Source organism: Pantoea sp. Ep11b (assembly GCF_040783975.1).
Taxonomy (GTDB): Bacteria; Pseudomonadota; Gammaproteobacteria; order Enterobacterales; family Enterobacteriaceae; genus Pantoea.
Map to the genome: position 1 here is coordinate 3,060,500 of NZ_CP160631.1, position 26,488 is coordinate 3,086,987.

The 26,488-nt window shown below is 56.6% G+C and carries 26 protein-coding genes; 5 read left to right on the forward strand and 21 right to left on the reverse strand.

All coding sequences use genetic code 11. The features are described from left to right. Positions 1 to 2: 2 nt before the first annotated feature. Both AB1748_RS14305 and lrhA read right to left on the reverse strand, forming a co-directional pair. Positions 3 to 446 carry an NADH-quinone oxidoreductase subunit A gene (locus AB1748_RS14305; RefSeq protein WP_003854246.1) on the reverse strand — a complete coding sequence of 148 codons (444 nt, stop codon included), beginning with the start codon at positions 444 to 446 and terminating at the stop codon, positions 3 to 5. 638 nt (positions 447 to 1,084) lie between these two features. After that, complete coding sequence (gene lrhA, locus AB1748_RS14310; protein ID WP_003854247.1) at positions 1,085 to 2,008, reverse strand: transcriptional regulator LrhA; 924 nt, start codon at positions 2,006 to 2,008, stop codon at positions 1,085 to 1,087. A 961-nt stretch (positions 2,009 to 2,969) separates the two neighbouring features. Here lrhA and AB1748_RS14315 point away from each other — a divergent pair. After that, a complete protein-coding gene (locus tag AB1748_RS14315; RefSeq protein ID WP_293771996.1) occupies positions 2,970 to 4,187 on the forward strand; it encodes a pyridoxal phosphate-dependent aminotransferase in 1,218 nt (405 codons plus the stop codon). A 69-nt stretch (positions 4,188 to 4,256) separates the two neighbouring features. Further along, the gene (yfbR, locus tag AB1748_RS14320) at positions 4,257 to 4,856 is read left to right on the forward strand and encodes a 5'-deoxynucleotidase (protein ID WP_111140469.1); all 600 of its coding nucleotides are present in this window, start codon (positions 4,257 to 4,259) and stop codon (positions 4,854 to 4,856) included. Between the two features lie 27 nt (positions 4,857 to 4,883). Here the strand turns inward: yfbR and AB1748_RS14325 are convergent, their stop codons facing one another. The 3 genes from AB1748_RS14325 to yfbV form a co-directional block, all read right to left on the reverse strand. Then, the gene (locus AB1748_RS14325) at positions 4,884 to 5,543 is read right to left on the reverse strand and encodes a sugar phosphatase (protein WP_293771999.1); all 660 of its coding nucleotides are present in this window, start codon (positions 5,541 to 5,543) and stop codon (positions 4,884 to 4,886) included. Positions 5,544 to 5,556: 13 nt separating this feature from the next. Next, a complete protein-coding gene (locus AB1748_RS14330; RefSeq protein ID WP_367396347.1) occupies positions 5,557 to 6,051 on the reverse strand; it encodes a YfbU family protein in 495 nt (164 codons plus the stop codon). Positions 6,052 to 6,196: 145 nt separating this feature from the next. Continuing rightward, positions 6,197 to 6,649: a terminus macrodomain insulation protein YfbV gene (yfbV, locus tag AB1748_RS14335; RefSeq protein ID WP_111140467.1), complete on the reverse strand. Its 453-nt coding sequence runs from the start codon at positions 6,647 to 6,649 to the stop codon at positions 6,197 to 6,199. Positions 6,650 to 6,986: 337 nt separating this feature from the next. Here yfbV and ackA point away from each other — a divergent pair, with 337 nt between their 5' ends. Continuing rightward, on the forward strand, positions 6,987 to 8,189 hold the full coding sequence (gene ackA, locus AB1748_RS14340; protein WP_111140466.1) for an acetate kinase: 1,203 nt from the start codon (positions 6,987 to 6,989) through the stop codon (positions 8,187 to 8,189). A gap of 70 nt (positions 8,190 to 8,259) precedes the next feature. Continuing rightward, on the forward strand, positions 8,260 to 10,404 hold the full coding sequence (gene pta / locus AB1748_RS14345) for a phosphate acetyltransferase (RefSeq protein ID WP_199560016.1): 2,145 nt from the start codon (positions 8,260 to 8,262) through the stop codon (positions 10,402 to 10,404). A 95-nt stretch (positions 10,405 to 10,499) separates the two neighbouring features. On the opposite strand, the gene yfcD is transcribed toward pta, so the two are convergent. Together yfcD and yfcF are read right to left on the reverse strand one after the other, a co-directional pair. After that, positions 10,500 to 11,024, reverse strand: a complete 525-nt coding sequence (gene yfcD, locus AB1748_RS14350; RefSeq protein WP_293772003.1) for an NUDIX hydrolase YfcD — start codon at positions 11,022 to 11,024, stop codon at positions 10,500 to 10,502. 108 nt (positions 11,025 to 11,132) lie between these two features. Beyond that, positions 11,133 to 11,774, reverse strand: a complete 642-nt coding sequence (yfcF, locus tag AB1748_RS14355; RefSeq protein WP_367395659.1) for a glutathione transferase — start codon at positions 11,772 to 11,774, stop codon at positions 11,133 to 11,135. Between the two features lie 182 nt (positions 11,775 to 11,956). On the opposite strand from yfcF, the gene AB1748_RS14360 reads away from it, so the two are divergent. Beyond that, the gene (locus tag AB1748_RS14360) at positions 11,957 to 12,856 is read left to right on the forward strand and encodes a TIGR01777 family oxidoreductase (RefSeq protein WP_367395660.1); all 900 of its coding nucleotides are present in this window, start codon (positions 11,957 to 11,959) and stop codon (positions 12,854 to 12,856) included. A 35-nt stretch (positions 12,857 to 12,891) separates the two neighbouring features. Here AB1748_RS14360 and hisP read toward each other — a convergent pair whose 3' ends face one another. The 14 genes from hisP to pdxB all read right to left on the reverse strand — a co-directional run bounded on the left by hisP (position 12,892) and on the right by pdxB (position 26,269). After that, complete coding sequence (gene hisP / locus AB1748_RS14365) at positions 12,892 to 13,665, reverse strand: histidine ABC transporter ATP-binding protein HisP (protein ID WP_111140461.1); 774 nt, start codon at positions 13,663 to 13,665, stop codon at positions 12,892 to 12,894. 8 nt (positions 13,666 to 13,673) lie between these two features. Further along, a complete protein-coding gene (locus tag AB1748_RS14370; RefSeq protein ID WP_293772006.1) occupies positions 13,674 to 14,390 on the reverse strand; it encodes an ABC transporter permease in 717 nt (238 codons plus the stop codon). Then, positions 14,383 to 15,072, reverse strand: a complete 690-nt coding sequence (locus AB1748_RS14375) for a histidine ABC transporter permease HisQ (RefSeq protein ID WP_111140459.1) — start codon at positions 15,070 to 15,072, stop codon at positions 14,383 to 14,385. The genes AB1748_RS14370 and AB1748_RS14375 overlap by 8 nt, the downstream gene beginning before the upstream one ends. A gap of 158 nt (positions 15,073 to 15,230) precedes the next feature. After that, positions 15,231 to 16,013: a lysine/arginine/ornithine ABC transporter substrate-binding protein ArgT gene (gene argT / locus AB1748_RS14380; RefSeq protein ID WP_111140458.1), complete on the reverse strand. Its 783-nt coding sequence runs from the start codon at positions 16,011 to 16,013 to the stop codon at positions 15,231 to 15,233. 259 nt (positions 16,014 to 16,272) lie between these two features. Next, a complete protein-coding gene (locus AB1748_RS14385; protein ID WP_293772011.1) occupies positions 16,273 to 16,842 on the reverse strand; it encodes a UbiX family flavin prenyltransferase in 570 nt (189 codons plus the stop codon). A gap of 112 nt (positions 16,843 to 16,954) precedes the next feature. Further along, entirely contained in the window at positions 16,955 to 18,472 is a 1,518-nt protein-coding gene (gene purF, locus AB1748_RS14390) for an amidophosphoribosyltransferase (RefSeq protein ID WP_111140456.1), read from the reverse strand. Between the two features lie 37 nt (positions 18,473 to 18,509). Then, on the reverse strand, positions 18,510 to 18,995 hold the full coding sequence (gene cvpA / locus AB1748_RS14395) for a colicin V production protein (RefSeq protein WP_111140455.1): 486 nt from the start codon (positions 18,993 to 18,995) through the stop codon (positions 18,510 to 18,512). Positions 18,996 to 19,258: 263 nt separating this feature from the next. Further along, entirely contained in the window at positions 19,259 to 20,047 is a 789-nt protein-coding gene (gene dedD / locus AB1748_RS14400) for a cell division protein DedD (protein WP_111140454.1), read from the reverse strand. After that, on the reverse strand, positions 20,037 to 21,305 hold the full coding sequence (gene folC / locus AB1748_RS14405; protein ID WP_293772019.1) for a bifunctional tetrahydrofolate synthase/dihydrofolate synthase: 1,269 nt from the start codon (positions 21,303 to 21,305) through the stop codon (positions 20,037 to 20,039). The genes dedD and folC overlap by 11 nt, the downstream gene beginning before the upstream one ends. 94 nt (positions 21,306 to 21,399) lie before the next feature. Then, complete coding sequence (gene accD, locus AB1748_RS14410; RefSeq protein WP_111140452.1) at positions 21,400 to 22,314, reverse strand: acetyl-CoA carboxylase, carboxyltransferase subunit beta; 915 nt, start codon at positions 22,312 to 22,314, stop codon at positions 21,400 to 21,402. A 144-nt stretch (positions 22,315 to 22,458) separates the two neighbouring features. Beyond that, the gene (locus tag AB1748_RS14415) at positions 22,459 to 23,121 is read right to left on the reverse strand and encodes a DedA family protein (protein ID WP_111140451.1); all 663 of its coding nucleotides are present in this window, start codon (positions 23,119 to 23,121) and stop codon (positions 22,459 to 22,461) included. 29 nt (positions 23,122 to 23,150) lie between these two features. After that, positions 23,151 to 23,954 (reverse strand): tRNA pseudouridine(38-40) synthase TruA, encoded by an 804-nt coding sequence (gene truA / locus AB1748_RS14420; protein WP_111140450.1) that lies wholly within the window; start codon positions 23,952 to 23,954, stop codon positions 23,151 to 23,153. A gap of 2 nt (positions 23,955 to 23,956) precedes the next feature. Next, complete coding sequence (locus tag AB1748_RS14425) at positions 23,957 to 24,964, reverse strand: aspartate-semialdehyde dehydrogenase (RefSeq protein ID WP_111140449.1); 1,008 nt, start codon at positions 24,962 to 24,964, stop codon at positions 23,957 to 23,959. Between the two features lie 171 nt (positions 24,965 to 25,135). Further along, positions 25,136 to 26,269: a 4-phosphoerythronate dehydrogenase PdxB gene (gene pdxB, locus AB1748_RS14430; RefSeq protein WP_293772028.1), complete on the reverse strand. Its 1,134-nt coding sequence runs from the start codon at positions 26,267 to 26,269 to the stop codon at positions 25,136 to 25,138. Positions 26,270 to 26,488 lie beyond the last annotated feature (219 nt).

Here is a 26,488-nt window from a genome sequence, read left to right on the forward strand (position 1 = left end):
TTTTACTGCTTATGAGGATTGGTGTGACTGACCGTAGTCGTTTTCACCACTACGCGACGGCGAGCTGGCGCCCAGTCCAGTGCGCCGATGCGTACCAGATAGACCAGACCCGCCAGGAGCACCAAAATGAAAATTGCGGCTTCCACAAAGCCGACCCATCCGCTTTCACGGATCGAGGTCGCCCATGCGTATAAAAAGAGGGCTTCGACGTCGAAGATGACGAAAAACATCGCAACCAGATAAAATTTTGCCGACAGGCGGATATGGGTATCACCAACGGATTCGATGCCCGATTCGAATGGCGTATCTTTGTAGCGTGCGCGTGCTCTGCCGCCAAGCAGCCATCCTCCGGTCAGCATGAAAGCACACAGGCCAAAGGCAATAACGATAAAGACGATAAACGCCCAGTGCTGAGCGATGATTTCGGTGGTAGTTGACATACTCATTGCTTACTCATCAAAAGTGGCGCTGGCATCCTGCACGCGTTTCCCGCAGCAAACTGACCACATCGATTCAAGGGAAGGGTAAAAACCTTTTAAATGTTGCTGTTATTATTTAATAAACAGCAATTTTATGGGGTTTTTTACTCCTTTCTATAACCTTTTGTCAACTTTGACAAAAGTATCCAAACATTATTTCACACCTGCATCATATTATTAACAAATGATGCCCCGCTTTCCAGCTAAATCGCTTCAGTCTGTAGGGTTAATTTTAGTGTAGCGGGTATTCACATGCATGGATCGTGCATTTAACAAACATATTTTGACAGGTATCACTCTGTTTTCCTTCCCCTTACCAGGGGTATTTTCTTGATCCAGAACACACTTTTGCCCTTTTTGCGTGAAAATTCTCCACTTCAAATGGCGATACGAAACAGCGCGTTCATTTTTTCGGCTGATAAATTTCAGTTCAGGCTTGAGTGGAATTTACAGACAGGATAAAGGCAGGAGGGTTAACTGAAAAAAGGTAAAAAGAGGGAATCAGGCATAAAAAAGCCTCTCGTTCTCTTCAGGGAATGAGAGGCTTATTTATAAGCGTTTATTAAGACAGCCCGGCGGACATCGAGGAGAACACGTTAACGATATTACTCTTCGTCATCCAGCAGCAGCGCACCGTCCGGATTGTTGCTCAGGTTATAAGGATCGTTGGTGGACTGCATGGCATTAAAGATAGCCAGCGCCAGCTCATTGTCGCTGTCAGGATTGCGGCACAGCAGATACTGCGTATCCGGCAGTACCGGCAGACCTTCGGCCGCCCCCATCACACGCAGTTCCGGGCTCATCATCTCTACCGGACGTGCGGTGACGCCCAGGCCTGCTTTCACCGCGGCACGAACAGCAGCCAGGGTCGAAGCCACATAGGAGATACGCCACGGAATGCCCGCCTCATTGAGGTGGTCGATCGCCATGTCACGGTAAGGGCTTGGCTCATCCAGCAGCACCAGCGGAATGGCTTCGCCGCGCTGGAAGATATAGTCTGCGGCGCAGTACCACAATGTGGGTGAAGTACGCAGTACCTGATAGGTAAAGTTGCCCGGGCTGGAGGTGGTCACAACCAGGTCCACTTCCCCCTGATTCAGCATCTCCATCATAAATGGATTACGTTTGACCCGCACATCGATTGCCAGCTTCGGATAAACCGAGGTCACCCGGTTCAGCAGGAACGGCAGAATCGTGTCTGAGGTATCATCAGAGGCACCGATGGTCAGGACACCCTGAATATTGCTGTACATCAGAGAGGTACAGGCTTCATCGTTGAAACGAAGGATTTTTCTGGCATAGCCTAAAAGCTGGATCCCGTGCTCTGTCAGCAACTTATTACGTCCATGTCTGGCAAACAGCTCTTTACCTACCAATTGTTCCAGACGCTGCATCTGCTGACTGACTGCTGACTGGGTTCTGCAGACCGCTGCAGCGGCAGCTGCAAAGGTATTCAAATCCGCAACGGCAACGAAAGTTCTCAGCAGATCGAGGTCGAGATTCAGTATCGGACGATTTGCATTAGTCATGTTTTTTCTTCACTTATAAGATTTTTACGAACTACTACCCTGGTGTTATTACAGGCTTATCAAAGTGATAAGCAGTAATGGTGCTCAATGACAGTCCTGTGTGAAGACTGGCACAAAGAAATTTTCATGTGGAGCCTGCACTGATGACGCTCCTGACGGGGTCACAATGCGCCTCAAGACAGAGACAACTTCTGAACCAATGGCACTGGGTGCGGAAATGCAGGAAGCTGCGTAATTGTCTCAATTCCCTCCGGACGTGTCGGACGGGACAAAAATAACGCTTTGCTCGCTGGCAGAACGATGCGGCAAAGTGCATTAAATAATAAATTATACTTAATCATTTTTGACTTCAAAATGGAAATGATTTTGTGAAAAGCGCTGTAAATTTTGTGCCAAAGGCATTTACGGACCCTTATGCCACATTACTGATCACTTTTTAAGCCTTCAGCATTCTGAAATTTAGTGAGGAAGTGTTAAGTGCGGCTCACAATCGTGCGACCTGAGTCTCATATGCGCCTCTTCTTCAGGCACTTTTTCCGCGCTTGCGTGGCCTTAAAATGGCGACCCTTAAGCGCTGTTAAGGCGTCATCCTGGCGGATAGCCCAAAAACGCCTGAAAATTGATCGTTTGTAAAATATATTTTAACTATTTCACTAAGTGGGTATTTCCTGTTCCGGGAAAAACGTTGCGGCGTACCCTCTTTATTGCCCGACCATCTGCAAAGCGATATGTGGGCTGGGCTCGGCTTTCACCAGATTAAAATATCGAAACAGTAATCAATAGTGGTTTTATTAACCGCCCTTCTCCCCACTCTATCATTTTTACGCTGTGCGCCGGGCGAAAAGTTGTTGAACCCGCCAAAACGGGGCACCGCCCTTCTTTTGTGTCCGTGAGGAGAGTACATTGTGCTGGTTCGATTTCTGTGGCAGCCGAAAGGATGCTGCCCATTAAGGCGGTAACAATGACTTTTCAAATTGATAAATCCGGAAAACTCGATAACGTCTGCTATGACATCCGTGGTCCGGTATTGAAAGAGGCGAAGCGCCTCGAAGAAGAAGGCAACAAAGTTCTTAAACTGAACATCGGCAACCCCGCGCCGTTTGGTTTCGAAGCGCCCGATGAGATTCTGGTTGATGTGATTCGTAATCTGCCCAGCGCGCAGGGCTATTGCGACTCCAAGGGTCTCTATTCCGCCCGTAAAGCGATCATGCAGCATTACCAGGCACGCGAGATGCGCGATGTCACGGTAGAGGACATCTACATTGGTAACGGCGTTTCAGAGCTGATCGTACAGGCGATGCAGGCGCTGCTGAACAGCGGCGATGAGATGCTGGTGCCCGCCCCGGACTATCCCTTATGGACCGCCGCCGTTTCGCTCTCCAGCGGTAAAGCAGTGCATTATCTGTGTGACGAGTCAGCAGGCTGGTTCCCGGATCTGGATGATATCCGCAGCAAGATCACTCCCCGCACGCGCGGGATCGTCATTATCAACCCCAACAACCCGACCGGCGCGGTGTACAGCAAAGAGCTGTTGTTGGAAGTGGTGGAGATTGCGCGTCAGCACAACCTGATCATCTTCGCCGATGAGATTTACGACAAGATCCTCTATGACGAGGCCCAGCATCACTCTATTGCGGCACTGGCACCCGATCTGCTGACGGTTACGTTCAATGGCCTTTCCAAAACGTATCGCGTTGCCGGTTTCCGTCAGGGCTGGATGGTGCTGAATGGGCCGAAAAAGCATGCAAAAGGTTACATTGAAGGGCTTGAGATGCTCGCCTCTATGCGTCTCTGCGCCAATGTGCCGGCACAGCATGCTATTCAGACGGCACTGGGCGGCTATCAGAGCATCAGCGAATTTATCATGCCGGGCGGTCGTCTTTATGAGCAGCGCCAGCGCGCGTGGGAACTGATTAACGACATCCCGGGCGTCAGCTGTGTGAAGCCACAGGGTGCGCTCTATATGTTCCCGAAAATTGACGCAAAAAAATTCAATATCTTCGACGACCAGAAGATGGTGCTGGATTTCCTGTTGCAGGAGAAAGTGCTGCTGGTTCAGGGCAGCGCGTTTAACTGGCCGTGGCCCGATCATCTGCGCATCGTGACGCTGCCGCGTGTGGACGATCTGGAGATGGCGATCAATAAGTTTGGCCGTTTCCTGCAAGGCTATCGTCAGTAATCACGCGCGCGTATACTGATGCTATTTGGGGAGAGCCGATCTCTCCCCTGCCGGCCAACAGGAACGCGCATGACTCAAAGCCATTTCTTTGCTCACCTCTCCCGTCTTAAGCTGATCAATCGCTGGCCCCTGATGCGCAATGTGCGTACCGAAAATGTGTCCGAGCACAGCCTGCAGGTCGCCATGGTGGCGCACGCCCTGGCCGTGATCAAAAACCTTAAGTTCAGCGGAACGCTCAATGCCGATCGCATTGCGATGCTGGCGCTCTATCACGACGCCAGTGAGGTACTCACCGGGGATTTACCAACGCCGGTGAAGTATTACAACGCGCAGATCGCCCACGAATATAAGAAGATCGAGAAGATTGCCCAGCAGAAGCTGATCGCGATGCTGCCCGAAGAGTTTCAGGCGATCTATGCGCCGCTGATCGACGAGCATCAGCACAGCGAAGAGGAGCAGGCCGTCGTAAAGCAGGCGGATGCGCTCTGTGCTTATGTAAAATGCCTTGAGGAGCTCTCTGCCGGGAACAACGAGTTCTTACTGGCCAAAGCGCGGCTGGAGAAGACGCTGGCGCAGCGGCGTTCACCGGAGATGGATTACTTCGTTGAGGTATTTATTCCGAGTTTCAGCCTGTCACTGGATGAGATCTCGCAGGAGACACCGCTGTAACCCGACGGCCAGGCCGCCGGGCTCTGCTTACTCTTTCTGACCGAAGCTGAAGCTGCCGTCAGACTTACGGGTTATCGCCAGCTGGGCCAGTGAGTCGAGCTGAAGCGCGACCTCATCCAGGCGTGGCGTGTGCGCGGAGGGCTTGATCGCGACCACCGCACAGCCCGCGCTCAGGCCGGATACGATGCCTGCGGGAGCATCTTCGGCCACCACACAGGATGATGCCGCTAAGCCGAGCTTCTCCGCGCCCAGCAGATAGGGATCGGGCTCGGGTTTTCCTTTTGCAACCTGCTCCGCCGTAATGAACACGTCAGGCGTCGGTAAGCCCGCAGCCCGATGACGCGCCTGCGCCACCGGCATTGAGCCGGACGTGACGATCGCCCAGGGGATCTGCAGCGCATTCAGCTGGTTTAGCAGCGATGCTGCGCCTGGCAGCGCCTGCACGCCCTCTGTGTCCGCCGCCTCCGCCTGTTCCAGCGCGATAAACTCTGCCTGAATCGCGGCTTCCGGCTGGCCTGCCATAAAATGACGCAGAGAGGTAATCGCCTGTTTGCCGTGAATGAAATCCAGAATCTCATCCGCCGCGATGCCATGACGGGCACCCCACTGGCTCCAGGCTCGTTCAACGGCTGGCAGGGAATCCACCAGCGTGCCGTCTAAATCAAAAAGAAAACCTCTGTAGGTCACGCGCTCCTCCTCATCAGGCATTAATCACTTGCGCAATTTCATTTGCACTCAAATGGTACTGGCGCGGACAAGTCTGCCATAAAGCCAGCATGCGTTGATACTTTTCCCACATCGGGGTCTGCGCATTAAAGCCGTGCGTACCGGAATCGAAGTGAGTGTAACGCCCTTGTGTATTGACCATGAAGCGTACATAGCCCAGCAGGCGGGCTTCTGTGACGGCATCGAAGCCCAGGAAAGCGAGCCGCCTTTCATCCAGCTGCGGGCGCTCTTTGAGATTCGACCAGGAGACGTGAAGCGCGTGATGCATTTCCATGATGTCGATAACCGTCCGGCAGACCGTTTCGCTGAGTTCGCCACACTCCTTGTCCAGCTCCCGCATCTGCAGCGCGTAACCGCGTTCGATAATGGTCTGGTAGCGGCGAAAGCGCTCGGCATTCTCCGGTTCAAGCATGGCCATGATTTTATACTGGTTGGTGAGTATCAAACGCTGTGCATGGGTCATTTCCATCATTCGCTCCCGGTCAGAGACCGCGCAGTTAACCGACAATAGCGTGATGATTGCATAGCGTCAGCGACACGGACATCGCCGTATCGCCTTTCATTGATTTGGCCGCAGGTCAGCGGTAAATATTTTACCGCCACCCCGGGAAAGATCAGAGATCGTCGAGGAAAGTGCGGTCGAGCTGTTTAAACGCCCGCTTCAGCAGATCGGCCAGCGCCTGATAGGTTGGCTTGCCCTCTACCGGAGCGATCGCCTGCCCCGCTTCTTCCAGCCGGGTACGCACTTCGTGAAACCAGTTCAGCAGCGTCGGCGGCAGTGGCGTGACAGAGCGTTTACCCAGCCACCACAACCCCTGCATCGGCAGGCTGCAGGCAAACAGCGCCGTCGCCACGGCCGGACCTAACTGCCCGCCCATCGCAATCTGCCAGGTCAGCGTAAAGATCGCCAGAGGCGGCATAAAACGAATGGCGAAACGGGTCGCCGTTGAAACGCGATTTTCCGGGAACACGGGAGCCAGGCGCTTATCAGCAGGCCAGGTCTTCATATAGTGCTGGCCGCGCTGAAATATCCGAAACCAACTGGTACTGCCAGATTCATTCGCCATGGCTCACCTCAACTAATACTGCAAAGATTAAAAAATAGTTACAACTACACAACTTTACGTGACATCCTTCAATTATTTTTGTCTTTAAAGGGGACTCCGGCTATCCTGACGCCGCTCCGATACCCTTCGGATGCGGAATGCGCCTTTGGGAAGAGGCCTGAGCCCTATTTTCGACAAGGCAATTTTCAAATTTTCACGTAAGATTAACGAAATTTTTTGCGGAAAAGCAGAATTCTGTCTACCGCATGATGTTTGTCATTAATCTACCAGCTTTCATGGGCTACGCTGTTAGTCTGATTGCGTTTTATTTAGCCACTCTCAAAAAATAGGTACTTCCATGTCGAGTAAGTTAGTTCTGGTCCTGAACTGTGGCAGCTCTTCCCTCAAGTTTGCCATCCTTAACCCTGCAAGCGGTGAAGAATTCCTGTCGGGCCTGGCAGAATGTTTCCACCTTCCTGAAGCCCGCATCAAATGGAAGCTGGAAGGCGAAAAACAGGAAGCGCCTCTGGGTGCTGGCGCAGCGCATAGCGAAGCGCTGAACTTTATCGTTAAAACCATTCTGGCACAAAAACCTGAGCTGTCGGCACAAATTGCTGCAATCGGTCATCGCATCGTTCACGGTGGCGAGAAGCTGACGCAGTCTGTCGTCATTACGGAAGAGGTAGTTCAGGGCATTAAAGATGCCGCCTCTTTTGCACCGCTGCATAATCCGGCTCACCTGATCGGGATTGATGAAGCGATGAAAAACTTCCCTCACCTGTCAGATAAGAATGTGGCGGTATTCGACACGGCTTTCCATCAGACAATGCCGGAAGAGTCCTATCTCTACGCCCTGCCGTACAAACTGTATAAAGAGCATGGCGTCCGTCGCTATGGCGCGCATGGCACCAGCCACTTCTACGTGACCCACGAAGCCGCCAGAATGCTGAACAAGCCGCTTGAGTCACTGAACATCATTACCTGTCACCTCGGCAACGGCGGTTCCGTTTCCGCGATTCGCAACGGCGAGTGCGTAGACACCTCCATGGGTCTGACCCCGCTGGAAGGTCTGGTCATGGGCACCCGCAGCGGTGACATCGACCCGGCCATCGTCTTCTTCCTGCACGACACCCTGGGCATGAGCGTCGACGCCATCAATAAACTGCTGACCAAAGAGTCCGGCCTGCTGGGCCTGACCGAAGTGACCAGCGACTGCCGTTACGTGGAAGATAACTACGCCACTAAAGAAGATGCGAAGCGTGCGATGGATGTCTTCTGTCATCGTCTGGCGAAATATATCGGCAGCTACACTGCGCTGATGGATGGCCGCCTTGACGCCGTGGTCTTTACCGGCGGCATTGGTGAGAACGCCGCGATGGTGCGTGAACTTTCACTGAAAAAGCTCGCGCTGCTCGGCTTTGATGTTGACCACGATCGCAACCTGGCAGCCCGTTTCGGCAAGTCAGGCTACATCAATAAGGAAGGCACCCGCCCGGCGCTGGTGATCCCGACCAACGAAGAGCTGGTCATCGCCCAGGACGCCGCGCGTCTGACCGCCTGAGTCCTTTTCGCCGTCAGCCCAGGCTGACGGCGTTGTTTCTGACACCCAGCCATGACTGAGAGGTTTAAACGTGTCACGTACAATAATGCTCATTCCGACCGGCACCAGCGTCGGCCTGACCAGCGTCAGTCTCGGTGTGATCCGCGCGATGGAGCGCAAAGGCGTCCGCCTCAGCGTATTCAAGCCGATTGCCCAGCCACGCAGCGGCGGCGACAACCCGGATCAGACCACCACCATCATCCGTAAAAACTCCTCCATTCCTGCCGCCGAACCGCTGCAGATGTCACGCGTGGAATCGCTGCTGGGTTCGAACCAGCAGGATGCGCTGATGGAAGAGATCATCTCCCGTTACCATGCCAGCAGCCAGAATGCTGAGGTGGTGCTGGTTGAGGGTCTGGTGCCGACCCGTAAACATCAGTTCGCCAACGCGCTGAACTATGAAATCGCCAAAACCCTGAACGCGGAAATCGTCTTCGTGATGGCGCTGGGCAATGACTCTCCGGCACAGCTCAAAGAGCGCATCGAGCTGACACAGAGCAGCTTCGGCGGCCAGAAGAACAAAAATATCACCGGCGTGATCATCAACAAACTCAACGCGCCGGTTGACGATCAGGGGCGTACCCGCCCTGACCTGTCAGAGATTTTCGATGACTCGTCCAAAGCCAGCATCGCCAACATCGATCCTAAACAGCTCTTTTCGGACAGCCCGCTGCCAGTGCTGGGCTGCGTACCGTGGAGCTTTGATCTGATCGCAACCCGTGCGATCGATATGTGCCGCCATCTGGATGCCCGCATCATTAACGAAGGTGAGATTCAGACCCGCCGGGTAAAATCGGTTACCTTCTGCGCGCGCAGTATCCCGCACATGCTGGAACATTTCCGTCCGGGCTCACTGCTGGTCACCTCAGCCGACCGCCCCGATGTGCTGGTCGCCGCCTGTCTGGCCGCCATGAACGGCATTGAGATCGGTGCCATCCTGCTGACCGGTAACTACGAGATTGACGACCGCATCGCCCGTCTTTGTGAACGCGCCTTCCAGACCGGCCTGCCGGTGTTTATGGTGAAAACTAATACCTGGCAGACCTCACTGAGCCTGCAGAGCTTCAACCTGGAAGTGCCGGCTGACGATACGCAGCGCATCGAGAAGGTGCAGGAGTATGTCGCCGGCTACATCAACGCGGAGTGGATTGAGTCCCTGACCGCCACCTCAGAGCGCAGCCGTCGCCTTTCACCGCCAGCCTTCCGCTATCAGCTGACCGAGCTGGCGCGTAAAGCGGGCAAACGCGTGGTGCTGCCAGAGGGCGATGAGCCGCGTACGGTGAAAGCCGCCGCCATCTGTGCCGAACGCGGTATCGCGACCTGCGTTCTGCTGGGCAACCCGGATGAGATCCAGCGCGTCGCTGCGGCTCAGGGTGTTGAACTGGGTAAAGGCGTAGAGATTGTTGATCCTGAACAGGTGCGTGAAAACTACGTGCCGCGCCTGGTCGAACTGCGTAAGAATAAAGGCATGACCGAAGTGGTCGCTCAGGAGCAACTGGAAGATAACGTGGTGCTGGGCACCATGATGCTGGAGAGCGGCGAAGTCGATGGTCTGGTGTCCGGTGCAGTACACACCACCGCCAACACCATTCGTCCGCCACTGCAGCTGATCAAAACCGCCCCGAACAGCTCACTGGTCTCCTCCGTGTTCTTTATGCTGCTGCCGGAGCAGGTGCTGGTCTACGGTGACTGCGCGATTAACCCCGATCCAACGGCTGAGCAGCTGGCAGAGATTGCTATTCAGTCAGCCGATTCTGCCAAAGCCTTTGGCATCGATCCGCGCGTGGCGATGATCTCCTACTCTACCGGCACATCAGGTGCAGGCAGCGATGTGGAGAAAGTCCGTGAAGCGACCCGTATCGCTCAGGAGAAACGTCCGGATCTGGTGATTGATGGTCCGCTGCAGTATGACGCCGCGATCATGGAAGATGTGGCGAAATCGAAAGCGCCAGACTCGCAGGTTGCCGGTCGCGCAACGGTGTTCATCTTCCCGGATCTCAACACCGGTAACACCACCTATAAAGCGGTACAGCGTTCAGCTGACCTGATCTCTATCGGGCCGATGCTGCAGGGTATGCGTAAGCCGGTCAACGACCTGTCGCGCGGCGCACTGGTAGATGACATCGTCTATACCATCGCTCTGACCGCCATTCAGTCCCAGCAGGCGGAAGGCTAACCTCTGGTGCTCACGAAAAAGGCATGCCGCAGGGCATGCCTTTTTTTTGCCGGTTAGCCGGCAATACGCCCGGTCACGCGACCGGGAGCGTTCACTCAGGCGCGGTTATCGCCGTTGCGGCTCATCCAGAGTGACAGCGCTTTCAGCGAATCGTCAGTGAACTCGTCACAGCGCGCAGTGATCTCATCGGGCGTCATCCAGATAATCTCATCGACTTCCGACTCCTGCATGGCGAAAGGCCCATGCGAGACGCAGCTGAAGAGACCGCCCCAGACGCGGCAGTGCTGATCTTCGAAGTAGAATTTGCCATGCTCAGCAAACGGCACCGCGGCAATCCCCAGCTCCTCTTCTGCTTCACGGCGCGCAGATTCAAGCATATCTTCACCGCTCTGCACTACGCCGCCTGCGGTCGCATCCAGCTTGCCCGGCATAAAATCTTTTATCTCAGTGCGGCGCTGCACCAGAATCCTGCCCATGCCGTCATGAACCACGATATAGGTGGCACGATGACGCAGACACTGAGCACGCATCTGCGCGCGTGTCGCCTGAGCAACGACTTCATTCTCTTCGTTAACGATATCGACCCACTCGATGCCGTCACCCGCGGTTTGATCCACCATCAGTAACCCTTTCCAGTTTGGCGTACACCTGGGTACGCAGTTTGCCACGTCGTTATTTTTATGTGGCGTAAGGTAATCACTTCCGCCAGCCTGAGCAAGCCCTGGCGCTTACCGATTTTTACCACTTTCTGCTAACCACAGCTGTACCGAGGCTCGCTGCCACTGAAACTCAGCATAATGCCGAAGACGAGCGGGCAAGGGGTCGCCATGCAGGACCAGCCGGTTAAGCATCACCGCCAGATCGGTATCGGCAATGGACCACTCGCCAAACAGGTTCTGCTGCCCGTCCGGCAGCAGGCGCTCGACCGCGATAATCAGTTTATCCACCGCCTGCTGCGCAGAGGCCGTCAGCGGCGCAAAGCGTTCTCCGGCAAACAGCACCTCGGTCGGTCGCTCCTGACGGATCCAGAGAAAATCGCTGCGCAGCCAGGCCTGGATTTCCCGGGCGCGGGCGCGCTTCTCCCGGTCACGGGGATACAGGCGTTCAAATTCGGGTGCCGGGAACCGCTCTTCGAGATATTCGGTAATTGCCGAAGATTCGCTTAACAGAAAAGTATCGATTTGCAGGGTCGGAACCCGGCAGGTCAGCGACAGCGCGCGGTACGCCTCGGCATATTGCTGATTCTGAGACAAATCGACGCGTTTAAGCTGAAAGGGGATCCCTTTTTCGGAGAGAGCAACATAGGCCGACATGGCGTAAGGACTGAAAAATGATGAATCGGACCACAGGGTGATGGGCGGATAATTCATCGGTTACCTCAATTGGCTGTCAGGGTTGCATCATGTTTACCGATTTTTTTTTGGGAAGGCAACGGCGGGCTCATCCGATCTCTGCTGCCGGAAGAAGAAAGCGCGACGCGACGCACGATAGAGTGGCACGACTCTTCTATGCTGAAAGGTGCAAATAACAAAAACATCAAGGGAGCCGCAACATGCACATTCTCATTACCGGTGGCACGGGACTGATTGGCCGTCACCTGATTCCGCGCCTGCAGCAGCTGGGGCATCAGATCAGCGTGGTGACGCGGGATGTGGTCAGCGCGCGTGAGAAACTGGGCGATCAGGTCGCGCTCTGGTCCGGTCTGGCACAGCAGCCGGACCTGAATAATATCGATGCGGTAATTAATCTGGCGGGCGAACCGATCGCCGATAAACGCTGGACGGAGCCTCACAAGCAGCAACTGTGCGAGAGTCGCTGGCAGATCACCGAGCAGATCGCCTCCCTGATCAACGCCAGCAGTACGCCGCCCGCCGTACTGATCTCAGGATCGGCGACCGGCTATTACGGCAATACCGGCGATCTGGTGCTGACGGAAGAGGATCAGGGTCACGATGAGTTTACCCATCAGCTTTGCGCCCGCTGGGAGCAGCTTGCGCTGGCGGCGGAGAGCGAACGAACCCGCGTCTGCCTGCTGCGCACCGGCGTCGTGCTGGCCCCCGAAGGTGGCGCGCTCAGCAGGATGAAACTGCCCTTTAAGCTCGGGATCGGCGGCCCGCTCGGCAGCGGCAAGCAGTATATGCCGTGGATCCATCTGGATGATATGGTCAACGCCATCCTCTGGCTGCTGGATCATGACGATCTGCGCGGCCCGTTCAACATGGTCGCGCCCTACGCGGTGCGCAATGAGCAGTTCGCCGCCACGCTGGGCCGGGTGATGCATCGTCCGGCCTTTATGCGTACGCCGGCCAGCGCCATTAAGCTGATGATGGGAGAGTCGTCGGTTCTGGTGCTGGGCGGACAGCATGTGCTGCCAAAGCGGCTGGAAGCCTCTGGTTTTGGCTTCCGCTGGTACGATCTGCAGGAGGCGCTGCAGGATGTGGTGAAGGCTTAAGCTTCTGCCCGCGCCGATCCGACGCGGGCAGTGGCTTACTTCAGCGACCCTTTCAGGAACTGCTGTAAACGCGGGCTTTGCGGATTGCCGAACAGCTCGGCAGGCGGCCCCTGCTCTTCGATTTTGCCCTGATGCAGGAAAATCACATGGCTGGAGACGTGACGGGCGAACTCCATCTCGTGGGTAACAACCACCATGGTTTTGCCCTCTTCCGCCAGCTTCTGCATGATACGCAGCACCTCACCGACGAGCTCCGGGTCCAGCGCAGAGGTCGGTTCGTCGAACAGGAGCACCTCCGGCTCCATCGCCAGCGCGCGCGCAATCGACACGCGCTGCTGCTGGCCCCCTGAGAGGTGCACCGGATACTTCGCCTGGGCGCGCGCATCGATGCCCACTTTATCCAGATAGCGTATGGCGCGTTCACGCGCGTCCGCTTTACTCAGCCCCAGCACCTGAATCGGTGCTTCCATCACATTCTCCAGCACCGTCATGTGGCTCCAGAGATTAAAGTGCTGGAACACCATGGTCAGGCTGGTGCGTAACGCCCGCAGCTGCTCCTTGTCCGCCACTTTGAGCTGGCCATCTTTGTCGCGTACCAGCGTGATCTGCTGATTATTGACCACGATGGCGCCTTCACTCGGTTTTTCGAGGAAGTTGATGCAGCGTAAAAAGGTACTTTTCCCTGAACCGGACGAGCCAATGATACTGATCACATCGCCCGCCTGAGCCGTCAACGAGACCCCTTTCAGCACTTCATGTTCACCGTAACGCTTATGCAATTCGGTGACGCTTAATTTGTTGTCAGCCATAGTTCTACTCAATGCGATGAAGAGGGTTTCACGTGAGCCAGCCAGCGGCGTTCCGCCAGGCGGAACAGGCTGATCAACACGTAAGAGATAATCAGATAGAGCACAGCCGCCAGACCAAAAGCAGTAAACGGCTGATAGGTTGCGGAGTTAATATCCCGCGCGATTTTCAGCAGATCCGGCACCGTGGCGGTAAAGGCCAGCGCCGTAGAGTGCAGCATCAGGATCACTTCGTTGCTGTAAACCGGCAGCGCCGTCCGCAGCGCCGAGGGCAGGATGATGCAGCGATAGAGTTTAAAGGTGGAGAAGCCGTAGGCCCGCGCCGCTTCGATCTCGCCGTGCGGCACCGAGCGAATCGCTCCCGCGAAGATTTCCGTGGTATAGGCGCAGGTATTGAGCGTAAACGCGAGCAGCGTACAGTTCAGTCCGCTGCGGAAAAAGGCGTTCAGCAGTTCCGAGCCCTTCACAACTTCCAGCGTATACATGCCGGAGTAGAACACCAGCAGCTGGACATAGAGCGGCGTACCGCGAAACACATAGGTGAAAAGCCAGACCGGAAAACTGATAAAGCGGTTAGGCGAAACCCGCGCGATCGCCAGCAGAATCGCCAGACATCCGCCCAGCGTCACCGACAGGATCAGCAGCCACAGGGTGATGGCGACGCCGGTAAAACGGTAGCCGTCGGTCCAGAGCAGCGATTTCCAGTATTCCTGAATAATATCAATCATAACTCGCCCTCTTCACGCCGACGGTATAGCGCCGGTTCAGCCACCACAGCACCCCGTTGGAGAGGGTGGTAAACACCAGATAGATCACACCGGCGACAATGGCGAAGTAGAACGGCTGCCAGGTGCTTTTGCCTGCCAGCTGGGTCGCCTTCACCACATCCTCCAGCCCCAGCAGCGAAACCAGTGCGGTGGCTTTCAGAATGACCTGCCAGTTATTGCCGATCCCCGGCAGCGCATAGCGCATCATGGCGGGGAACAGAATACGACGAAACACCTGCGCGCTGGTAAAGCCAAACGCGGTGGCCGCTTCGATCTGCCCTTTTGGCACCGCCATAAAGGCGCCACGGAAGGTTTCAGTAAAATAGGCACCATAGATAAAGCCGAGCGTGATGATACCGGCCACCATCGGGTCAATATCAAACTGCGCCATGCCCAGCGCATCGGTAACCTGGTTGAGGACAATCTGCAGACCATAGAAGATCAGCAGCATCAGTACGAGGTCAGGTACGCCGCGAATCAGCGTGGTGTAGCCTTCAAAGACGAACGCCAGTGGCCGGTTGCGCGACAGTTTTGCGCCAGCGCCTATCAGGCCCAGCAGCACTGCCAGCAGCACAGAGGTCAGCGCCAGCTCCAGCGTCACCAGGGTGCCCCGAAGAATTACATCAGAATAGCCATACAGCATCGAGAGGGTCCTGTCGTGGGGTGAAAACGAAACGCTGCCCGCCAGCGTCCGACGGGCAGTTTAGCTCTATCTCGTGGTTGCAGACACCCTCTGCCCTGAGCGAAGCGGCTCAGGCGGGCAGAACGGCGTACTGCAGAGCGGATAAAGCGACAGGATGGTTAGTCGCCGTACACATTAAAGTCGAAGTATTTCTTCGCAATCTTGTCGTAGGTGCCATCTTTACGCATTTCAGTAAACGCTTTGTCGATGGCCGCTTTCAGCTCGCTGTCATCTTTACGCAGACCCATGCCGGTGCCGACGCCAAAAATCTTGTCATCTTTCACGGCAGGACCGGCGAACGCGTAGTTCTTACCGACCGGCTGCTTCAGGAAACCTTCACTGGCCTGCACTTCATCCTGGAAGGCCGCATCGATACGTCCGGCATTCAGATCCTGATAAACCAGATCCTGGTTGGCGTAAGGCGTGATGGTCACCCCTTTTGGCCGCCAGTTCTCATTGGCATAGGTTTCCTGCGTGGTGCCCTGCAGCAGACCGATATTTTTCCCTTTCAGCGACTCGATGGTCGGTTCGATTTTAGAGCCTTTCGGTGCCACTAAACGCGCATTTGCCGCGTAGAGTTTTTCTGAGAAGGCGATCTCTTCCTGACGTTTGGCGGTGATCGAGAGTGAGGAGATGATGGCGTCGATTTTCTTCGCTTTCAGCGACGGGATTAGCGCATCAAAGTCACTTTCCACGTAGGTACACTGGGTATGAATGCGTTTACAGATTTCGTTAGCGAGGTCGATGTCGAAGCCCACTAACTTGCCTTGCGCGTTTTTCGACTCAAACGGTGGGTAAGTTGGGTCTGTGCCGATACGGATGGAACCCGGTACCGCCGCAAAAACGCTGGCAGCACTGGATAAGCCCAGCATCAGGGAAAGAGCCAGAACACGCTTTTTCATAGATTACCCTCAAGTAAAGTGCTTTTTGTTATGTGGTTCATGATGTGCTTGCGCAAATTAATCTGCATGTTTCATGCCAGTTCTGCAAGTAATCCACGCAGTTAGCGTGATGTCAGACAGGTGAAAACGCTGTGTTTGTGAGGGGAATATAGCAGCGAAGTAAAAGAGAAAAAGCGACGTTGTTAACTTTTGGTGCATCAAATGCACGAAGAGTGATCCGTGGCGCGCTTATGCACTAAATAAGTGCGCCAGCGGAACTTTATGCACCCTGCCAGCGCGTGAAAAGATCTTCCGGCAGTTCAATATCAAACTGGTCGATGACCCGGTTTACGGTCTGATCGATCAGCTGGTCGATGGTTTCAGGACGGTGATAAAACGCCGGCACGGGCGGCATGATAATCGCCCCCAGCTCTGCCGCGGTCGTCATCATCCGCAGGTGTCCCACGTGCAGCGGAGTTTCCCGCACGCACAGCACCAGCTTGCGCTGCTCTTTCAGTACCACATCAGCGGCGCGGGTCAGCAGCGAATCGCTGTAGCTATGTACGATGCCCGACAGCGTTTTCATCGAGCAGGGTAAGATCGCCATGCCCAGGGTTTTAAACGAGCCGGACGAGATGTTTGCTGCAATATCGCGCACGTCATGCACCACATCGGCCAGCGCCTGCACATCGCGCAGCGAATAGTCGCTCTCCAGCCCCAGGGTCTGACGCGCCGCGTTGCTCATGACCAGATGCGTTTCCACCCCTTCCACCTGCTGCAGCACCTGCAGCATGCGCACGCCGTAGATCACCCCGCTTGCGCCAGAGATGCCAATGATGAGTCGTTTCATAGTCCAACCTTATGTCTGCCAGTGCGCCATCATACGCGGCCAGCGGGATTCTGAAAACAAACAGGGCGGGATTGCTCCCGCCCTGCTCTATGCGACCCGGCTTAACACCGCATCAGCCTTCGTTGTGCAGCTCAAGGTTCTCGACCTCGTTCTGACGCTGCAGCGCTTTGGCATCATCGTTACGCAGCGATTCGAGATACTCCAGATACTGCTGATCGACATCTTTGGTGACGTAGACGCCGTTGAACACGGAGCACTCAAACTGGGCAATCTCCGGGTTCTCTTCACGCACCGCCTCGATCAGATCGTCCAGATCCTGGAAGATCAGCGCATCGGCTTTGATCAACTGACGAATCTCTTCCACTTCACGACCGTGTGCGATCAGTTCGGTGGCGCTCGGCATATCGATACCGTAGACGTTCGGGAAACGGATCTCCGGGGCCGCAGAGGCCAGATAGACCCGTTTCGCGCCCGCTTCACGCGCCATCTCGATAATCTGCTCGGAGGTGGTGCCGCGCACGATCGAGTCATCCACCAGCAGCACGTTTTTATCACGGAATTCGGCACGGTTCGCGTTAAGCTTGCGGCGCACCGCGCTGCGGCGTAACTGCTGACCTGGCATGATAAAGGTACGGCCCACGTAGCGGTTCTTCACAAAGCCCTGACGATAGGGTTTGTCGAGAATACGGGCAATTTCCAGCGCGATATCGGTTGAGGTCTCCGGAATCGGGATCACCACATCGATATCAAGATCTTCCCATTCGCGGGCAATCTTCTCGCCCAGCTTGGTCCCCATGCGAACGCGGGCGCTGTAGACCGAGATTTTGTCCAGGAAGGAGTCTGGACGGGCAAAATAGACATATTCGAACAGGCACGGATTGCTCTTCGGGTTTTCCGCACACTGGCGGGTCGAGAGCTGGCCCTGCTCGGTGACATAGACCGCTTCGCCGGGTGCCACGTCACGAATGAACTCAAAGCCCAGCGTATCCAGCGCCACGCTCTCGGAGGCGACCATGTATTCGGTGCGGCCATCCGCGATGACGCGCTTACCCAGCACCAGCGGACGGATGCCGTTCGGATCGCGGAAGGCGACCATACCGTGACCGATAATCATTGCGACGACGGCGTAGGCGCCACGCACCTGCTGATGCAGGGCGGCGACCGCCGCAAAAATGTTGTCGGCTTCCAGCGGGTCGTTCTGGAAACGGTCTAACTCCTGCGCAAAGATATTCAGCAGGATTTCAGAATCTGATGTGGTGTTAACGTGACGACGGCCCTTTTCGAACAGGTGCTTACGCAGCACATGGGCGTTAGTCAGGTTACCGTTGTGCGCCAGGGTAATACCATACGGCGAGTTTACGTAGAAAGGTTGCGCTTCAGAGGCACTGGAGCTTCCCGCTGTGGGATACCGCGCGTGACCAATCCCCATGTTGCCCTGCAGACGCTGCATGTGGCGTGCTTCGAAAACGTCGCTGACCAGGCCGTTTGCCTTTCGCAGGCGAAAACATTTCAGCGCATCGATAGTACAAATGCCTGCGGCATCCTGCCCGCGGTGCTGGAGCACCGTTAACGCGTCATAGATCGACTGGTTGACCGGCATGAAACCGGTGATACCGACAATACCGCACATGTTGTCATTTCCTCATTAAGCCGCACTCCCGGTCACATCACCGGGGTAAAAAACTCGACGTGCTTTTCAGGTAATCAAAAAACCACCTGATGATATAACTGAACTCGGGAATGAGTTGGGACTGCTGCCAGTCCGGACTTCTGGAAAAGCCAGTGAATGTATCAAGGAAGAACAGCAAAGCGGCTACGATCAGCACACCCCGCAACGCCCCGAAACAGACGCCCAACACCCGGTCGGTTCCCGACAGGCCGGTTTTTTCCACCAGCGAGCCGATAACGTAGTTCACGATAGCCCCCACAATCAGGGTAGCCACAAACAGCACACCGATGGCGATACCGTTACGAACCAGTTCGTCGTCAAAGCCTGTAAACCAGACTGCAAGGTAGGCGTAGTAATGACTGGCGACAAAAAACGCGCATCCCCAGGTAACGAGAGATAAGGCTTCCCGGACAAACCCGCGAACGAGGCTGACCAGAGCCGAAAAACCAACTACCGCAATAATGACGTAATCAATCCAGATCATGAACTTTTCCAGCGCCAGTGCAATTGCACCCCTGCATCCAGTTCGGGGCGCATTCTAACAGAAAAAGAAAACGTTTGCGTAGCGGTTTTCTTTTTCTGCATCCATAAAAAGGGCGATGAAAAAAAAGACCATCGCCCGGGTGATTTTCAGCCAGACAATCCGTTGAAAATCTTCATATTTTCAGACCAGAGACCGGCTTAACCGGTGAGTCTGGCGGCGCAAAGACGCTGCCTGTTACTGCTATCGGCAGCGTCAATGATCCCTTAGCGTGCGCTGTACGGCTTCACGACGCCGCCCAGCCCGGAGATACTTTTCAGCTCGCCCACCGCGCTCTGCATTTTGGCTTTGGAGGCATCCGGTCCCACATAAATGCGGGTGATCTGGCCCTGTACCGGCGTGGAAGGCACGGTAAAGGCGCGGTAGCCCGACAGCCGCAGCTGCGCGACGATCTCATTCACCTTGCTGGCGTTCTTCAGCGCACCCAGCTGTACAACGTAAGCCTGCCCTGCCGGGGCCGTGCTCTCTGCGGCTTTCGGCGGTTCTTCCTGCTTCGGCTGCTCCTGCTTCGGCTGCTCCACCACTTTTGGCTGTTCGACCGGCTTCGGTTTAGGCTGCTCTGCCGTTTTTGGCTTCTGCTGCTCGACCGTTTTCGGCTTCGTCTGCTCGGTCACTTTGGGCTTGCGCGTCTCTTCCGCTTTCGGCTTCGTCACCGTCTGTGCAGGCACAGACTGATGCACAGGCGGTGGCGACACCACAACCGGCTCGCTCTCTTCTTCAGGTTGCGTCCGCCCCTGCTCCGCCGTAGCGTTACTCCTGTTGCTGCTGCTGACCGCACTGCCCGCGCCTTCCGGCGGCTGAGCCGGTAACGACTGCGTGACCGGCGGCACCATCTCGCTATCCTGCTGATCGTCGGGTTTGGGCACCAGCGGAATGGCGGCGAACTCCTCTTTGTAATGCTTTTTCTGACCATCCAGCAGGCCGGGCAGCACAATCACGCCCACGGCCACCAGAATAATGGTACCGACTAAACGGTTCTGAAACTTACTCGCCACGTCCTTTCTCCGTTTTAATCGATTCCATGACCTGTGCTACGGTGTGGAATGAACCACAGACCAGCACAATATCCTGCGGCGCGGCACGCTGACGTGCCTGCTGCCAGGCAAGCTCAACCGAGCCAAACGCCTCGCCCTGCGGCAGCGCATCCAGCAGCTGCTCAGCCGTAGCGCCGCGCGGTCCTTCCAGCGGCGCGCAGTACCAGGCATCGACGACCGGTGCCAGCGCCGCCAGCGTACCGGCGATATCTTTATCATGCAGCATGCCCACAACGGCATGCACTTTGCCCTTTTTCGGCAGCGCCGCCAGCCGCGACGCCAGATAGGTCGCTGCGTGCGGATTGTGAGCAACATCCAGAATCACGCGCGGTGACTCGCTGAGGGTCTGAAAGCGCCCCGGTAGCATCGCCAGCGGCAGGCTGGCGCGGATCTGCGCCTCGCTGACCGTCAGCCCGGAAACCCGCAGCGCCGCCAGCGCGGTCGCCGCATTCGGCAGCGGGACCTGCGGCAGTGGCAGATCGTTCAGTTCACCGATCGCGTCGCGCAGCGACCAGCTCCCGGCCTGCGCATGCCATGACCAGTCAATGTTGCGCTGGAGCAGCTGGGCGCCCTTTTCCTGCGCAACGCGGGCAATGCTCTGCGGCATATCGGCTTCGCCGACGACGGCCGGCTTGCCGGCTCGAAAGACACCGGCCTTTTCGCGCCCGATGCTTTCGCGATCCGGGCCAAGCCAGTCAGTGTGGTCCAGCGCGATGCTGGTGATGACGGCGACATCGGCATCCACAATATTAGTGGCATCCAGCCGTCCGCCCAGACCGACTTCGAGGATCACCACATCGAGCTGCGCCTGGCGGAACAGGTTCAGCGCCGAGAGCGTGCCAAATTCAAAGTAGGTCAGCGAGATTTCGCCACGTCCGGCCTCGATCTCCGCGAAGCTGGCGCAGTGCTGCGCCTCACTCAGCTCCTCACCCTGCACCCGGACGCGTTCGGTGTAGCGCACCAGATGTGGCGAACTGTAGACGCCCACGCGATAGCCTGCGGCAATCAGCAGCGCTTCCAGTGTGCGGCAGGTGGTGCCCTTGCCGTTGGTTCCGGCGACGGTAAAGACGAAAGGGGCGGGTTTCAGCAGGTCGAGACGTTGTGCCACCTGGCGAATACGGTCCAGACCCAGTTCGATAGCCTGAGTATGCAGGTGCTCAAGATAATAAAGCCACGCGGCCAAAGGCGACGTGGCTTGAGGAAGGTGAAGATTGTCCATATGTCCCGTTTTGCTTATTGATACCCGTCAGACTGATGCTGCGGTATACGGTGCATTGGTAAGAGGCACGACGGGCGTGCCTCTCTATCTCCTGTCAGGCCTCGTTGCTTTCCGATTCAGTCGTCGCAGGAACGGACTGTTCACCGTCATGCAGCGGTGCCGGCAGGTTCATCATTTTTGCCAGCAGGCTCGCCAGTTTGTAGCGCATTTCCGGGCGGCGAATGATCATATCGATCGCGCCCTTCTCAATCAGGAACTCACTGCGCTGGAAGCCCGGCGGCAGTTTTTCACGCACGGTCTGCTCGATAACGCGTGGACCGGCAAAGCCGATCAGCGCTTTCGGTTCCGCGACGTTGAGGTCGCCCAGCATGGCAAAACTGGCGGAGACGCCGCCCATGGTCGGGTCGGTCAGCACAGAAATGTAAGGCAGACCGCGCTCCTGCATTTTTGCCAGCGCCGCACTGGTTTTCGCCATCTGCATCAGCGACATCAGTGCTTCCTGCATACGTGCGCCACCACTGGCGGAGAAGCAGATCAGCGGGCAGTTATCTTCCAGCGCCTGCTCAACGGCACGGACAAAACGGGCGCCGACGACAGAGCCCATTGAGCCGCCCATAAAGGCAAATTCAAAGGCGGCTGTCACAACCGGCATGCCGTGCAGCTGACCTTTCATCACGATCAGCGCATCTTTCTCGTCAGTCGCTTTCTGCGCTGCAACCAGACGATCTTTATACTTTTTCGAGTCACGGAACTTCAGCAGATCTTTGGGTTCAAGTTCACTGCCAAGCTCAACCATAGTGCCCTGATCGAGGAAACTGCCGAGGCGCTCACGGGCATGCATACGCATGTGGTGGTCACACTTCGGGCAGACCTCAAGATTGCGCTCCAGTTCAGCGCGGTACAGCACCTGTCCACAGCTGTCACACTTCGTCCACACCCCTTCCGGGATGCTAGCTTTGCGCGCAGGCGTCGTGGTGCTTTTATTAAGAATGCGTTCAATCCAGCTCATTGATGACCTTTCTGTTTAAAACTGACCTGGTCCAGTCGTCTTGATACTGCTGAAAACCGCTTCAGCAGACGGTAAATGTCGCTCATTAAACCACAACCTGTTCAGACTGTGGATAAAAATCTGGTCTTACCCCTGAGCGAAACGTTATGGCAGCTTCTGCTGCTTAGCCTGACGGCGATGACGCCAGACTTCGATCACACCCGGCAGAACAGAGACCAGGATAATGCCCACAATCAGCAGCTTCAGGTTTTCCTGTACCACCGGCAGATCGCCAAACAGGTAGCCGGCATAGGAGAACAGCAGCACCCATAACAGCGCACCCGTCACGTTAAACAGCGCGAAGTGGCGATAAGACATATGGCCCATTCCGGCCACAAACGGCGCAAAAGTCCGGACAATCGGTACAAAACGCGCCAGGATAATGGTTTTTCCGCCGTGACGGGCGTAAAACGCATGGGTTTTATCCAGATAGCTGCGACGGAAAATCTTCGAGTTCGGGTTGCTGAACAACCGCTCACCGAAGAGACGGCCAATGGTGTAGTTCACCGCATCGCCCAGCACGGCCGCCACCACCAGCAATGTCACCATCAGGTGCACATTGAGATCGTTGCCCGGCAGCGCCGCCAGCGCGCCCGCGACAAACAGCAGCGAGTCACCTGGCAGGAACGGCGTGACCACCAGTCCGGTTTCGCAGAACAGAATCAGGAACAAAATAGCGTAAATCCAGACACCGTACTGCGCAACCAGTTCGGCAAGATGCACATCAATGTGCAAAATAAAATCAACCAGAAAATGGAGAAACTCCATAGCGCGCCCTTTAAAGTCCTGAAAGTGAATTAATCCGCGAGGAACAAGGGTCCCATCGGCGGCTGTGGTAACGCAAAGTGCGATGGATAATCCACCGCCACCAGGTATAACCCCTCTGCCCGGGCTGTGGCTGCAGCTAATGTCCGATCCTTCGCCGCCAGCAGCGTTGCCATCCATGACTCCGGCTGATTGCCGCAGCCTATCTCCATCAGGCTGCCCACGATATTGCGCACCATGTGATGCACAAAGGCGTTGGCTTTGATATCCACAATCACGTAAGCGCCCAGGCGCGTGACGTTGAGGTGAATCACGTTGCGCCACGGCGTGCGTGACTGACACTGCACCGCGCGGAACGAGGTGAAATCATTCTCGCCCAGCAGGCACTGCCCGGCTCGATGCATCTTCTCCGCATCCAGCGGATGATAAAAATGCGTCACGCCCTTCGCCAGCACAGCCGGACGCAGGCGCTGATTGTAGATCAGGTAGCGATAGCGTCGCGCCGTGGCGCTGAAACGGGCATGGAAATCGTCCGGCACCGCCTTTACCCAGCGGACTGCAATATCCGGCGGCAGATTGGCGTTGACGCCCAGCGTCCAGGCCCCATCCGGTCGCTGCGAGGTGGTGTCGAAATGCACCACCTGCCCGGTTCCATGCACGCCCGCATCGGTCCGGCCCGCGCAGAAAATGCTGACCGGATGGTCAGCCACTTTCGACAGGGCGCGCTCCACCTTCTCCTGCACGCTGCGGACTTCGTTCTGACGCTGCCAGCCATAGTAGTGGCTGCCGTCATACTCGATGCCGAGCGCCAGTTTGTGCGTCTGACCTTCTGACATGGTTACAGGTACTCCTGAACCAGTTTCTCGGCGGTTTTCACCGCCATCAGCGCGCCACCAAAGCGAATGTTATCCGCTACAGACCAGAACTGCAGCAGCTCCGGGATACCGTAGTCATTGCGCACGCTGCCAATGCTCAGCTCGCCATTGCCCGACGCATCCGTCACCGGTGTCGGCACCTCATCCTCTTCGCTCAGACGGATATCTGCCGCCAGCGCCAGTTCGGCACGCGCTTCTTCCGCCGAGAGCGGACGCAGGTTTTCGATGTGGACAATCTGCGCATTGCCGTAAAACACCGGCGCCTGCACGCTGCTGACCGCAATCGGTAAGCCTTCGTCCTGTAGCACCTTACGCACCTGATCGATCAGACGGCGCTCGCTCTCCACGCTGCCTTCGGCATCGGCCTGCTGTGGCATCAGGTTAAAGGCCAGCTGGCGACCGAAATGGTGCTCATCGGCCGGAATACCATTCAGCAGACGGGCACTTTCACCCGCCAGCGCATCCACGGCGACTTTGCCGTAGCTGGAGACGGAGAGCAGATTCGTCACCTGCAGACGCCCCAGGCCCGCCGCATCCACCAGCGGTTTAATGGCGGTCAGCAGCTGGCTCACCAGGTTATCGGCCACGCTGATAATGTTGCGATTGCGATAATCCGCCAGCACATGCGGGTTTACATCCGGCACCACCAGCGGCACGTCGGGTTCCAGCGCAAACAGCTCACTGCTGTCGATCACCAGACAGCCCGCGTTGGCCGCGTCGTCGGCGTAGCGCGCGGAGGCGTCACGTCCCGCGACGAAAAAGGCCAGCTGCGCCTGTGACCAGTCGAACGACTCTGCATTTTCAACCCGCAGCGAGCGGCCCTCGAAGCGTTTCGTTTCGCCCGCGCTGTTCTCGCTGGCCAGTAAATATAATTCACCAACCGGGAACTGGCGTTCCGCCAGCAGTTCCAGTACAGCGTTCCCTACTGCGCCTGTCGCGCCAAGTAGCGCAATATTCCAGCCGTCAGACATGTTGGTTTACTCCAGACAATGACATAAAAACAGAAGGCGGTGATATTCACCGCCCGGGGATTCAGATTTATCCCCCCCTTTAACCCGCCGTCCGATGGGGCGTCAGCACTGCGCACCGCGACCGTTCCGTCTTATTCCATACGGAAACAGCTGGCAGGCCCGCAGCCGGTATTATGTTGGGGAGAAGAGTGCATTAAAGCCCAGCTGATTCAGCATCGCCGCCGTGGCGGCATCATCACAGTTTACCTGCAGCGATGACCACTCGCGGCGCTCCTGATACTGCTTACGCAGGCGATCGAACTCACCGGGTTTTGCCGCCACTTTACGCAAGGGGGCATCATCGCGGCGCACATCATACACCAGATGCGCCAGGCGTTTCAGCGTTGGCTGATCCAGCGGGCCATTCAGGGTGATCTCGCTGAACTCCGGCACCGGCAGTAAAGTGCTGAGCGGCACCTGCTGCGGCTGACCGATAAAGTCGCACCAGGCTTCGAACACCTGGGTCGTGCCGCGCGCCTTGCCTTCCAGCGTGTAGCCCGCGATATGGGGCGTGGCGATATCGACCTTGTCCAGCAGCGCCAGCGAGAGATCCGGCTCCGGCTCCCAGACATCAAGCACCACGCTCAGATCGTGCCGCATGTTCAGCACCTCCAGCAGGGCGGCGTTGTCCACCACCGCGCCGCGACAGGCGTTAATCAGAATAGTATTGGGTTTCAGCCCCATCAGCAGCGCCGCATCGGCCAGATGCCAGCTCCTGTAGGGGCCCTCTTTAAACAGCGGCGTGTGGAACGTCAGGATATCGGCCTGCGCTGCCACGGCGTCCAGCGACAGAAACTCGCCTTCATCACCGCGATCGGCGCGCGGAGGATCGCACAGCAGGGTGCGGATGCCCCAGGCTTCCAGCCGCTTCTGCAGCCGCCCGCCAACATTGCCAACCCCCACAATCCCGACGGTACGATCGCGCAGCTGGAACCCATCACGTTCCGCCAGCAGCAGCAGCGCGGAGAAGACATACTCCACAACCGCGATGGCGTTGCAGCCGGGCGCTGCGGAGAACGCGACGCCTGCCCGCTGCAGTCCCGCCTCGTCGATATGATCGGTGCCTGCCGTGGCGGTGCCGACAAACTTCACCGGCGTGCCCGCCAGCAGCGCCTCATTAACCTGGGTGACGGAGCGCACCATCAGCCCCTGAGCGTCGGCCAGTTCTGCCACCGGCAGCGGACGCCCCGGCACCGCAACCACCTCGCCGGTCCGGCTGAACAGCTCACGGGCATAGGGCATATTTTCATCGACCAGAATTTTCACCACGGCTTTCCTGTCAGTTACATATGAGGGGGATTATTCTGGCACAAAGCGGCGCGTTAGCCTAACCGCGCGCGGTAGCGATCTGACGGTGTGCCTGCCTGCTCATGACGCAGAACGTAGCCTGACTGCGGCGTATCCATCGGCGGCTGCCTGGTGACTTGCAGGATCATTCTGTCCCCCTGACACATTATTTTGTCCGATATTCACTATCGGAATAAA